Origin of the sequence: Bradyrhizobium cenepequi (assembly GCF_020329485.1) — a bacterium.
Classification (GTDB): domain Bacteria; phylum Pseudomonadota; class Alphaproteobacteria; order Rhizobiales; family Xanthobacteraceae; genus Bradyrhizobium; species Bradyrhizobium cenepequi.
Window position 1 is genome coordinate 1 of record NZ_JAGKJI010000001.1, and the last position, 12,275, is coordinate 12,275.

The 12,275-nt window shown below is 61.6% G+C and carries 9 protein-coding genes; 4 read left to right on the top strand and 5 right to left on the bottom strand.

The window, feature by feature from the left end:
• The coding region (locus tag J6497_RS00005) for a cytochrome P450 family protein (RefSeq protein WP_225702179.1) at positions 1-543 on the bottom strand (543 nt) is incomplete at its 3' end.
• Positions 544-1,378: 835 nt separating this feature from the next.
• Between J6497_RS00005 and J6497_RS00010 the strand changes: the two genes are divergently transcribed.
• A complete protein-coding gene (locus tag J6497_RS00010; protein WP_225702180.1) occupies positions 1,379-1,768 on the top strand; it encodes a DoxX family protein in 390 nt (129 codons plus the stop codon).
• A 1,044-nt stretch (positions 1,769-2,812) separates the two neighbouring features.
• On the opposite strand, the gene J6497_RS00015 is transcribed toward J6497_RS00010, so the two are convergent.
• Entirely contained in the window at positions 2,813-4,033 is a 1,221-nt protein-coding gene (locus J6497_RS00015) for an SGNH/GDSL hydrolase family protein (RefSeq protein ID WP_225702181.1), read from the bottom strand.
• 290 nt (positions 4,034-4,323) lie between these two features.
• Here J6497_RS00015 and J6497_RS00020 point away from each other — a divergent pair, with 290 nt between their 5' ends.
• Together J6497_RS00020 and J6497_RS00025 are read left to right on the top strand one after the other, a co-directional pair.
• Entirely contained in the window at positions 4,324-6,060 is a 1,737-nt protein-coding gene (locus J6497_RS00020) for a glycoside hydrolase family 17 protein (RefSeq protein WP_225702182.1), read from the top strand.
• Between the two features lie 15 nt (positions 6,061-6,075).
• A complete protein-coding gene (locus J6497_RS00025) occupies positions 6,076-7,527 on the top strand; it encodes a GH1 family beta-glucosidase (protein ID WP_225702183.1) in 1,452 nt (483 codons plus the stop codon).
• Positions 7,528-7,576: 49 nt separating this feature from the next.
• Here J6497_RS00025 and J6497_RS00030 read toward each other — a convergent pair whose 3' ends face one another.
• The gene (locus J6497_RS00030) at positions 7,577-9,013 is read right to left on the bottom strand and encodes a glutamine synthetase family protein (RefSeq protein ID WP_225702184.1); all 1,437 of its coding nucleotides are present in this window, start codon (positions 9,011-9,013) and stop codon (positions 7,577-7,579) included.
• Positions 9,014-9,044: 31 nt separating this feature from the next.
• A complete protein-coding gene (locus J6497_RS00035) occupies positions 9,045-10,403 on the bottom strand; it encodes an aromatic ring-hydroxylating dioxygenase subunit alpha (protein ID WP_225702185.1) in 1,359 nt (452 codons plus the stop codon).
• Positions 10,404-10,521: 118 nt separating this feature from the next.
• On the opposite strand from J6497_RS00035, the gene J6497_RS00040 reads away from it, so the two are divergent.
• Positions 10,522-11,307 (top strand): IclR family transcriptional regulator domain-containing protein, encoded by a 786-nt coding sequence (locus J6497_RS00040; protein ID WP_225702186.1) that lies wholly within the window; start codon positions 10,522-10,524, stop codon positions 11,305-11,307.
• 16 nt (positions 11,308-11,323) lie between these two features.
• Here the strand turns inward: J6497_RS00040 and J6497_RS00045 are convergent, their stop codons facing one another.
• Positions 11,324-12,232: a helix-turn-helix transcriptional regulator gene (locus tag J6497_RS00045; protein ID WP_225702187.1), complete on the bottom strand. Its 909-nt coding sequence runs from the start codon at positions 12,230-12,232 to the stop codon at positions 11,324-11,326.
• Between the last annotated feature and the right edge of the window lie 43 nt (positions 12,233-12,275).

The window sequence follows — 12,275 nt, forward strand, 5'->3', positions numbered from 1 at the left end:
TTCCGATCGCGCTCCGAGAAAAACATTCGTCCACCTCCGAAAGCGCGTCCGGGCCTCCTCGGGCAAGCCCAGCAGCTCCGAGATCATGGTCAACGGAAGCGGAAGGGCGAAATCCTCAATAATATCGGGCTTCAATTTTGCGCGCATCCGATCGACGAGATCCTCAGCCAGCACTTCGGCGCGGTTTCGTAACTGCTCGATGCGTGCACGACTAAACGCCTTGTTGATCAGGACCCGCAGCCTTCGATGTGCGGGGTCGTCCAGGTCCAGCATGTTTTCTGACAGCGTCCTAAGGCTCGCTGGTGTCCACCACGGAACAGACTTGGGCGAGCTCAGCCCTGCATTGCGCGGGTTCTTGACGAACCTGTCGCTGTCTTGCAGGCACAAGACTACGTTATCGTAACGTGTAATCAGCCACGCTCGCTTCAGGACGGGTACGCGAACTTCGAAGACCGGCGCCTCGCCGCGAAGAAACGCATAGAGCGGAAACGGGTCACGCTTGTGGGCGGCTGAGTAGATATCGACTTTTCGGGGGTCATTCATGGCGCTTAAAATCGGCAGGTCGTAGATGCTTAGTTCTTCCAGCCGTGCTACCAGTTCCCAGCACCCCTAGATACAAACCAAAGCAAGAATGTATTGCGTCGCAGTGCCCGTTCAACGATGAACGGTACGGGTCATTCGCGTCGTTTTGGCCGAACGTCAGCTATTTCCGGCGTAACCCCGCTAACTGACCCAGGGATGAGAATTGAGTGTGGGCGCAAAGGGCCAAGAGGCGACGTAACGCGTCCGGGTCAGCTCGGATCGAGTGGCCGGTCGGGGGACTTGGCTTCGTGCCACCACGCGCAACCTCGATTGGTCCAAGGGCGGCAACGGGAGTCTCTGCAGATGCGGCTGGTGCATTCCTCGCTACGGCACCACGCGGCGCGGTGGCAATAACGATCGTCTATCGACTCTATTTCCCGCGCCGGCGTTGCAAGGTCAATCTCGTTGGGTGATGATTAGTCATCTTTAACACGAACAGGAGCCACCATAAAGATTCAAGTCCGCAGCCTCGCGATGGCTGTTCCTATCGCAGTGGCCGCCACGGCCGAATCGTCTGCTGCGCCGATCAATGGCACGTTGATCAAGGCGGCGGTACCAGCCCGTGACGACGAACATGCGCTATCGAGTGCGGCGGGGCAGTCCACCTATAATGCGTACCGGGGGCTATCCCGTCTATAGTTCGTATTGGGGCTATCCGACCTATAATTCATATTAGGCCATTAGCAGACAAACGCAGGCGCAGCTGGATGTCCGCTAAGTGCAATCTTCCGGTTCGGCTGATTGGTTCAGCACAAGCCGCGCATAACGGCAGCAAAAGAATTGAGGAGAATGCACCATGGACAATCTCAAAACCTACTTGCCTCCGCTCGGACGTTTGTTGATGTCGAGCCTTTTTATCTGGGACGGCATCCGTCAGCTGCGCAGTCCGAGCATCTTCGCGCAGTATTTCGCGAGCGTACACGTGCCGCTACCCGCTATGGCAATTTGGATCTCGGTCATTATCCATCTTCTCGGGGGCATGGCTCTGCTAGTGGGTTTCAAGACTCGGTGGGCAGCTGCTCTACTCGCCCTATTATGTGTTGGCACTGGCTTTGGCGTGCATCTGCCGATCGGAGACCAAGACAACATGATCCATTTCTACAAGAATCTGGTGATGACGGGTGGGTTCCTCTACGTGATAGCCTTCGGGGCTGGTGCCGTCAGCATCGACGGCAAGGCCGGGTAGTGTATTCGCGCTCTTTGCCGTCATGTCGGAGATGGGTCATAGCTTTGATAATCGACCTGAACTCCGTCGTCGGTCAGGGTCATGTCATCGAGCGTAAAGGCGGATGCTGACTTGCTTCCGAGCTTCGACTTCCAATAGGCCGCGATGGACAGGCGTCCCGTTAGGCTTACGTGTTCGCAATCGCATACCAACGTCGAATTTCTACAGCGATTTCAACCTGATTTGCCCTGTCCAGCCTTGCCGCAAAAAACATTCCGCTTCCGCCGTCGGGCAAATCAGCACTATGACTCCGCGCATCTCACCCGAAATGAGGGGCGGATCGCGATCGTCACGAACGTTGCGGTGAGATGCGGTGGACGTGAAGCGTGTGACTGACGAGCACGCGCGTCACGGACGGCGAAGTCGTGTGGTCCTGGCGCCCCGACGCTGGCGCTAAGCTTTTTGCGCGAACAAAATTCGCACGAGAGGCGACGGTGGCAAGAAAGCCCGGTCACCGAGGAGAGCACGAAGTAAGCTGTAAAACCATCGCGCAGGGAATGCTGGAATGCTCCGGCTGTACCTGTGGTCCTACCCCCGTGCTTTTTGTTGCACGGGGCCCACGGGTGCGACCGGCACCCAGCATTCCCTGCGCCCTTGTTCGATTAGAGGGTGGAAAGTAGCGCAAACCTTGGACGCAATGCGCCGCGAGAATGCGGATTCATATCCGCTCATCACACTCCATCGTCATGCCCGCGAAGGCGGGCATCCAGTAACCCGCGGCGTCTGAGCGTAAGCACCACCGCCTCCGGATACTGGATCGTCCGCCTGAGCCTGTCATCGGGCGGCGCTTCGCGCCGACCCGGTGGCGGACGATGACAGCGGAGAAGCTGTTTGACAATTGAATCAGAAACCCCAGGCCATCCCGGCCTTCAGCCGGGACCCGCCCTTCTGCGGGACGACGCCCTAGGTCGTTATTGTGAGCGCCAGCGACTTGTCCGCCGTAGCTCACGAGCGAAGGCGGAAGAAAACCGTTTCTCCGCTTGCTGAGGCATGGATTGCTTCGTGCTAGCTCAGGCTGCGCGCGGACGGATCGAGAATGGCAGTGCTCGTATAACCGGCGATAAGCGCGTAGCCGCTCTGGTTGGGATGCAATGAATCGTTCATCGCGAACGAATTCCAGGTCCCGCCGAAGAGTCCCCAGATGTCGATGAAGGGCACATTGGCGGCGTAAGCGAGCGATTTCATATTGGCCACATAGGCCGCCTGCGTCGGGTAGGACGCATAAACGCCTGCCTCGGATGGAGCGCCGCTCATCAGGATCACGTCGCAGTTCACTGACTTGAGCGCATTGATCACCTTCGTCATGTTGGAGGTGACCGTCGAAAGCGGAATGCGATCGTCCCAATCGTTGATGATGCCGGCCTGGAATATCACCAGGTTCGGCGCTATCGCGGCGATAGCCGGCAACGTATTCCATGGGTAGCTGTCGATCACGAAATCGGCGCTGCCCCAGCGGCAGCCGCCGAGATTATAGACAGACACTTCCTTGATCGCCGAGTTGAAGCATCTCAGGCCGGTCAAATAGACGTCGTTTGCGTCGGCCTTCGGCAGATTGATGGTGTGGTGACCGGGCGTGCAGCTCGCGGTCGCCTTCATGAAGGCGTTAGCACCTGCGCAATCGATCACAGCCAGCGACGGCCCTCCGTCAACATCGATCGTGAAACGCCCGCTTCCCGGCGAGCGAGCGTACCAGACTTCAATGGTGTCTACCGGGTTCGTCGGCGTGAACGAATGTGAAGTCGCGCTTGGCTGGCCGTGGAAAAATCCTCCGCACAGCGTTCCGGAAGCACGTGTATTGCTGACCGCCCAACCGGCACGATGAAGCCGCGCATCGAAGGCATGAAGATCGCCGGCGGCCGCGCTGACATTGTTGTCACCCCATACGCTTGACCAGCTCCCGTTCGGGATCAGTCTTGCCAGTTGCGTTGGCCACGACAAGCTCTTGGCGTTGGAGGCGAGCTCATTGCTGGCGGCACCCTGGCCGGCCACCGTTGAATCGCCGAGGCAGCCGATGATCGCATCGGCCTCTCCGCGCTGTTGCGCCGCCGATGCTCTCTGCCAATTGATCAGGTTGGAGCCGGTAAAATTGTAAAAACCGGTGGGCAGCGGATTGCCGCCGCCGGGCAATACCTCGCCATAGGCCGCCGCCAGCACGCCACTTTGCTTTGGTAGTTGCATATAGGCCGCCAACGCCGCAGCGCCTGCGATGAATTCGCGTCGCCGCATCACGAGCCCCCCTGCATAATTGCAGGGGCTCTCATCAAAAACGCGCGCAGCTTGCCCATTGCCATTCCTGTGTTTGTAGGCAAATGAAAGACGCTGCTATACTTCTTCCGTAAACCTACGGATGTGGTCTTTCGTAGTTCCTACGGTCGGTTTGGGAATTTAGCCTTGGCTTGACCGAGCTAGGCTAGAGCATTTGAAACAATGTCTTCAATCGCTTTCTTCAGCGACTTGGATGGTTTTTCGCACTCCGCTGCGGTCGTCGGTTCGGATGCAGCCCGGAGCGTTGCCTGATGCAGCTCGATGTTCCCGCCGGATTAAGCCCCAACCGTGGGGGCCGATCGGTCGGTGACGCTGCCACGAGGGCGCCGTTTAAGGTCGCTGCGCCGCTGTGGCTGTTCTTGCTGTCCGTGAGCATCATCGTCGCAGCGTGGTGCTGGTTGGCGACCCCGGTCCCACTGGGACATGCGCCTGCCGATCTCGCGAAAAGGCTCGATTGTGTTTCCTACGCGCCATTTCGTGGCCACCAGACGCCGTGGAATTCTTCCGTCGTCATCAGCCCGGACCAGATCGCGCAGGATATCGCCGATCTTGCCAGGATCACCAATTGCATCCGCATCTACTCGGTCGAGAATGGCTTGGACAAGGTGCCGGAGCTCGCGTCAAAGGTGGGGCTGAAGGTGATCCTCGGTGTCTGGATCGGACGTGATCGCCTGAAGAATGCCAGCCTCATCGAAACCGCGGTGTCGCTCGCCAACCAATTTACCGACGTGGTCAGCGCCGTCATCGTCGGCAATGAGGTGCTGCTGCGGGGTGAATTGCCCGAGGCGGGCCTTCGCGAAGCCATTCGCTCCGCCAAAGGCCGTGTCAATGTCCCGGTGAGTTACGCCGACACCTGGGATTTCTGGCTGCGCTACCCGGAGCTCGGCCATGAGGTCGATTTCGTGACGATCCACGTCCTGCCCTATTGGGAGGACGTTCCGCCTCGCGCCGAGGACGCTCCCCTGCACGTGCTCGACGCGCGCAGCAAGGTCGCCCTCGCCTTTCCGGGAAAGGAGATCTTCATCGGCGAGGCCGGCTGGCCGAGCGGAGGACGCATGCGCAACGGTGCGCTGCCATCGCGCATCAATCAGGCGCGCTTCACCTTTGATCTTCTTGACCAGGCCAGTCGGGACAACGTTCGCATCAATTTGTTCGAAGCCTATGATGAGCCATGGAAGCGTCAGTGGGAAGGGACAGTAGGCGCGCATTGGGGCTGGCTCGATGGAGAAAGCCGCCAACTGAAATACCCAGCTGGATCCGCCGTCAGCAACTATCCGTTCTGGAAGATGCAGCTTGGCGCCGGGCTGGGTTTCTGCGTTGTCGTGTTCGCAACGGCATTGTTGACGCGCTGGCGCTCGGCTGCGCCAATGGCAATGCTGCGGTGGCTTGCAGTTGCGGCATCCGCCACCGTCGGCGGAGTCCTGCTAGGTGTGAGCGTCGAGAATGCGCTCTATGAAAGCTACGGCTTTGCCGGACTCATTCGGCAAGGATCGCTGTTGATTGGAGCAACGCTACTGCCGCTCCTATGCACGAACGCCTTGATGGCGGACCGCACACTCCCGGCCTTTGTGGAATTGATCGGACCACGCGAGATGCGAACACGATCCCTGCCGGCCCTGCTGCTCGGCGTTGTGCTTCTTGTCACTATTCTGGTCGCGGCGGAAAGCGCGCAGGGCCTTGTGTTCGATCCGCGTTCGCGCGACTTCCCATTTGCCAGCCTGACCATGGCGGCGGTGCCGATCTGGACGGTGACGCTGCTGAGCCGCCGAAAATTGCCGGTCTGCGCAACGTCCGAGGCGGTATTCGCAGGCCTGTTCGCGGCTGCCGCGCTCTATGTGCTGCTGAGTGAAGGCATTCAAAATTGGCAGTCCTTATGGTCCGCGGCTGCGTTCTTCCTGCTTGGCGGCGCGCTCTGGCGGTCGCGCTCGGCAGTCTTGAGCGGCATATCGGGCACGCCCCGTGCCGCCCAGCTTCTGACGCAAGTTTGATCCGGGAGTATACCGATGTCGTTCGGCAGACTTTCACGGCGTCATTTCGCCAGGCTCGCCGGAGGGGCGGTTCTCGGATTGTCGGCCACGCCGACCCATTCAGCCGATGCCGGCGGGACGCAGCAAGGCTTTCCGGCCGGCTTTCGCTGGGGCACGGCGACCTCGGCCTATCAGATCGAAGGTGCCGTCAACGAAGACGGACGCGGTCCGGCGATCTGGGATCGTTTTGCCCACATGCCTGGGACCATTATCGATCGCAGCAATGCAGATGTCGCGTGCGATCATTATCGTTTGTACAGGGACGACATCCAATTGATGAAGGGGCTGGGAGCCACGGCGTATCGTTTCTCGATCGCGTGGCCGCGAGTGTTCCCGGATGGATTGGGCACGCCAAATCCGAAAGGGCTGGACTTCTACGACCGGCTCATCGACGAACTTCTAGCGAACGGCATCGAGCCATTTGCTACGCTCTATCATTGGGATTTGCCCCAGGCACTGCAGGATCAATCCGGCGGCTGGATGTCTCGCGACACCGCGCGGGCCTTTGCGGATTACGCGGCTTATGTCGCGGAACGCCTGACCGATCGCGTCAGCCACGTCTTCACGATCAACGAATGTTCGAGGCTCGTGCATCTCGGCCATGGTCTTGGGATTGACGCCCCCGGTTTGAAACTGCCGCAAGCCGAGTTGAATCAGGTCCGTCACAACGTCGCGCTGGGGCATGGTCTTTCGGTGCAGGCGATCCGCGCGCGTGGCCGGCCGGGAACCAAGGTCGGACCCGCGGAGAACCTGGTCGTCTGCGTACCCGCAATCGATACACCCGCCAACGTCCGCGCTGCAGAAATGGCGACCCGCGAACTCAACGGCGGCTATCTGACCGTGATGCTCGAAGGACAGTACATCGACGGCTTTCTGGCTCAGGCCGGAAAGGATGCCCCAAAGTACACGGCCGAGGATCTCCGCATCATCTCGTCGCCGATCGATTTTCTCGGGCTGAACATCTACAAGCCCGACCATTACGTTCTGGCGGCCGACAATGAACGCGGCTTCACCTTGGCGCCGTTTCCCGCATCGTTTCCGCACATGGATGCGGATTGGTTGAGGTTCGGGCCCGAGGCGATGTATTGGGCGCCGCGTCACGCGGCGAAGCTGTGGGACCTGCGGTCGATCTATATCACCGAGAACGGGACATCGGCGACAGACGAACCCGCAGCGGACGGCAATGTCCACGACCTGGACCGGGTGATGTACCTTCGCAACTATTTGCAGCAGCTGCAGCGCGCGACATCACAGGGAGTGCCCGTGGCCGGGTACTTCCTGTGGAGCCTGATCGACAATTTTGAATGGGCGGATGGCTACCAGAAAAGATTCGGAATTTACCGCGTCGACTTCAGGACGCAACGCCGCACGCCGAAATTGAGCGCCTCATTCTATCGTGAGGTCATCAAGCAAAACGCGGTCGTCTGATACGGCGTCGTTCAGTGAGGGCTATTGTCCTTCTCGGGGGCATCCCCGTTCAAAACATTTCAAAATATTCGCGATGCTCCCAGTCCGACACTTCGGCCTGGAAGCGTTCGATCTCGGCGTTCTTGATATGCACGTAGTAGTCGACGAACTCGGCGCCGAGCGCCTTGCGGAAGAACGGATCGTCGCTCAGCGCGAACACCGCCTCGCGCAGGCTCTGCGGCAATAGCGCCGCCTTGGCCTCATAAGGCGTGTCGGCCGACGGGCCCGGGTCGAGCTTGCGGTCGATGCCGTCGAGGCCCGACAGGATCTGCGAGGCCATGTAGAGATAGGGGTTGGCGGCCGGCTCCCCGATCCGGTTCTCCAGCCGCGTCGCAGGATCGCCCGCGCCGCCGAGCACACGGATCATCGCGCCGCGATTGTCGCAGCCCCAGATCGCGCGGTCCGGCGCCAGCGAATAGGAGCGGTAGCGCTTGTAGCCGTTGATCGTCGGCGTGGTGAACACGGTCGAGGCGCGCGCATGCTCCAACAGCCCGGCGAGGTAGCAAGACCCGAACGGGCTCAAGGCCTGGTCGGTTTCCTTTGCCATGAACGCATTCTCGCCGCTTGCGCGCGACACCAGCGACTGATGCAGGTGCCAGCCCGAGGCAAAGACGTTCGGCAGCTTCGGCCGGCACATGAAAGTCGCGTGATAGCCATGCCGCCGCGCGATCTGCTTCACCGCCGCTCGGAACAGCACCATGGTGTCGGCAGGCTCGATCCCTGCCGTCGGCTGGAAGGTGAATTCGCACTGGCTCGGGCCGAACTCGACCTCGACCGAGCGCAGCGGCAAGCCGAGCGCGAGGACGTCGCGGCGGATGATCTCCAGCGCCGGCTCCATCTGGTCGTAGCGTTGCTCGGTCAGGTATTGATAGCCGTGCGAGAGCAGGCTGACCGAGGGCGGGCGGCCCGGTTGTCCCGCGTCCTCCGGCGCCATATGCGCGTCGTCGAGCTTGAAGAGATGGAATTCGACCTCGAGCCCGGCAACGAAGTCATAGCCGCGCGCGCCGAGCTGCTCGAGCACCCGGCGATAGAGATTGCGCGTCGCGAACGGCACCGGCCGGCCGTCGTTGAAATAGATGTCGCAGAGCAGCCAGCCCGTCGTGGGCGCCCACGGCAGTATCCGGAACGTGGTGGGGTCGGCCACCATCAATACGTCGGCGGCGCCTTCCATCTCCTTCATGCCGAAGCCGCCGCCGGCGGTGAACACCGGGAACACCGTCTTGTGCGAAGTGTCCTTTGCCAGCATGGTCGTGGTGATGGAGCAGCCGCTTTCGAGCCCGCGCACCGCTTCGCTTGCGATCAGCGTCTTGCCGCGCAGAATCCCGTGCTGGTCCGGAAACGACAGCCTGATGACCTCGAGGTTTTTCTCTTCGACCATGCGGCGGACGCGCGCCGCCGCCTCCTTCTGCTCATCCGACCACAGGCCGTGACGCTGGACAAAGCTCAACGCGTCATTCCCCCTTGCTGAGGCCGCCCGCTCACTCGGCCGCCGAAAGATGCCGCACCTTGCCGGCGATTTCGCTCGGCACCGGCGCGGCCCACGGTGCGCCGCGGCGTCGTTTCACGTCGACTTCCATCCAGTAGAGCTCCCAGCCCTGGGTCGGCCCGATGCCGTCCATGGTCGCGGGGCCCTGGATGCTGCGGGACGTCGCCTTATCGAGGAACAGCATCGGCTTCTCGCCGCCAGAAACCTTTTCGATCTCCTGCCGCAGCAGCCGGCGATACTGCACGATCGCCTTGTCGCTTTGGCCGAGATGCTCCCTGGTGCGGTCCTGGATCGCGCCCATCGATTCCACTGCCCACTGGTCGTGGACGTTGATGTCGTTGCCCATGCCGGTATAGGTCGCGGTCATCTGCTCGTGTGGGTCGAAGCCGTAATCGTTCGACCTGTTCTTGCGCGACTTGTAGTCGGGCAGCTCGTAGAGCTGGAGCCGCTGGTCGCGCATCTTCTTCTTGTCGACCGGCGCCGTGTAGCTGGTGAAGATCGCGTACCAGTAGCAGTTCTCGTCATCGACAGGCACATGCCACTGCGTGATCGTCATCTCCGTGCTCATCGGGATGACGAAGCCGTGCGGGAAAAGCTGGTTGGTCACCCGCACATGCGTGCGCTCTTCGTCGAGTTCGCGCAGCGCGATCAGCCGCAGGCCATATTCGGTGCGCTCGACATTGATGATCGGACGGTCGTATTCGCGCAGGATCTTGGTCATCGGCATCTCGGACCCCGCGGATGCGCCGCGGAACTGTTTGCCATAGGCGGTCGAGGTATCCTCGTCCTCGAAGAAGCGGTGCAGATAGGAGGCGTGCGAGGGATCGATGCCGACTTCGAGCGCCTGCAGCCAGTTGCAGTTCATGTGGCCCTTGAACGCGAAGGTGTGGCTATCGGGCGCCACGAAGCAGTCGATCTCCGGAAAGGCCGGTGGCTCGCCCTCTCCGAGATAGGCCCAGAGGATGCCGCTCTTCTCCACCACGGGATAAGAGCGCTGCCTGATGCCCTTGCAGAACTGCGAGCTCTTCGGCTCGGCCGGTGTCTCCAGGCATTGACCGGTGATGTCGAACAGCCAGCCGTGGAAAGCGCAACGCAGCCCGCCATGTTCCAGCCGGCCGAAGGCGAGATCGGCACCGCGATGCGCGCAATGGCGGTCGATCAGGCCATAACGGCCCTGCTCGTCGCGAAACAGCACGAGGTTCTCGCCAAGCAGCCTGACCGGCCGGATCGGTCGTGGCCCGTCAAGCTCATCCACCAGCGCCGCCGGCTGCCAGTACATCCGCATCAATTTCCCGCAGGGGTCCTTCGGCCCGGTGCGGGTGATCAGGTCGTTCTGCTCCTGGCTCATCATGGCGGCGATCCTCCCTGGACGCTCGGATTTGTTCGCCTATTGAACGAATGGGCGAATTATGACATGGCTTAATGGAGCGGCAAGCACAATTTTTGATCTGCGCCACCGGGACGGGCCTATGCCGAAGCTGAAGCGAGAGGATCGGGAAGAGCGCGCCACCGATTTCGTCGAAAGCCTCGACCGGGGCCTGCGCCTGCTCCAGATCTTCGGCACCATCGCTGGCCCCACCACGCTGAGCGATCTCGCGCGCGCCGCTGATCTGCCGCGCGCCACGGCGCGGCGTATCCTGTTCACGCTGGAGCGCGGCGGGTTCGTTGCCACCGACGGCAGGCTGTTCACGCTCACACCGCATGTGCTGACGCTCGCGGGATCATATCTGCGCTCGAACCAGGTGATCGCAGTGCTGCAGCCGGTGCTCGATCGCATCGCGAGCGCGGCGCAGGAGATCAGCTCGCTTGCCTTGCTTGATGGCGATGACGTGGTGTTCGTCGCGCGCGGCAGCCCGGCGCGGATGTTCTCCAGCGGGCTCGATATCGGCTATCGCCTGCCGGCTTTCTGCACGTCGGTCGGCCGCGCCATGCTCGGCCGCTTCAGCGACGAAGAACTGGCGATACGATTGAAGGCTATGCGCCGCGAGGCCCTGACGCCACAGACGGTGACCGACCCGAAGCGGCTGCTCGCCGCCATCATCGCCGATCGCGAAAAGGGCTTCTCACTTGTGGACCGCGAAGCCGAGCCGCATTTCCGCTCGATCTCGGTGCCGGTCCGCCGCTACGACGACACCATTGTCGCCGCCATCAACATGGGCGCCCATGTCGACCGCGTGCCGACGGAAGAACTGATCGAGCGATTCCTGCCGCTGCTGCGTGAGGGAGCGGAGGATGCAAAGGACAAGCTTCTCTGAGGCGCCTGTTGTCCTGTTACATCGCCACGCTGCGCAATCCGAAATTGCGTGCCTGGTTCTGCAGCACGGGCGTCACCGCTTCGATCAGCCGTGCGGCGGCGGCATCCACGGAAAGTCCGGCGGTATCGACCACGGCGGAAGCACGCGAATAGAGCGGCTCGCGGCTGAGCAAAATGTTGCGCAGTTCCGCCATCGCCGAGCGATCGTCGGCCATCGGCCGCAGGTCGCCTTGGCGGCGCACCCGCGCCATATGCTCCTCCGGCTCGGCCTTCAGCCAGATCGTGTAGAACGACGACAGGATCAGGTCGAAGGTCAGGGGCTCGGAGACGATGCCACCGCCGGTCGCCAGCACCATCAGCTCGTTCCGCGCCAGCAATTGCTTCAGCGCGGCCTGCTCCATGCGCCGGAAACCTTCCAGGCCGTAAAGCGCGATGATCTCGGCGATCGAGAGGCCGTTCTCGCGCTCGACTTCCTTGTTGAGCTCGACAAAGCTCCAGCCGATCCGCTTAGCCAGCATCTTGCCGAGCGTGGATTTGCCGGCGCCGCGCAGCCCGATCAGGGCAATGCCAGAGAATGAGGAGCGCCGCGGCGCGGATGCGCTGCCATCGACGAGGATGTCCTTGGCGTGGGCGATCTGCTCCGGCGTTGCCTTGCGCAGGAGGTCGCGGATCACGGCCCAGTCCGGCGCCGGCTCGGTGGAGGGAATCAGGTCTTCCAGATGCGCGCCCATCGCGTGCGACACCCGGCGCAGCAGCACGATCGAGACATTGCCCTTGCCGCTTTCGAGCTGCGCGATATAGCGTTCCGAAATTCCCGAAACCTTGGCGAGCACTTTCCGCGACATGCCGCGCAACGCGCGCATTGTGCGCACGCGCTGGCCGAGCTGTTCCAGGAAGTCGGTTTCGGGATCGCCTTGGTCTGTCATGTCCCCCCGCAAAGGAGTCGCAGGAAGAATAGTGCCGACGAGG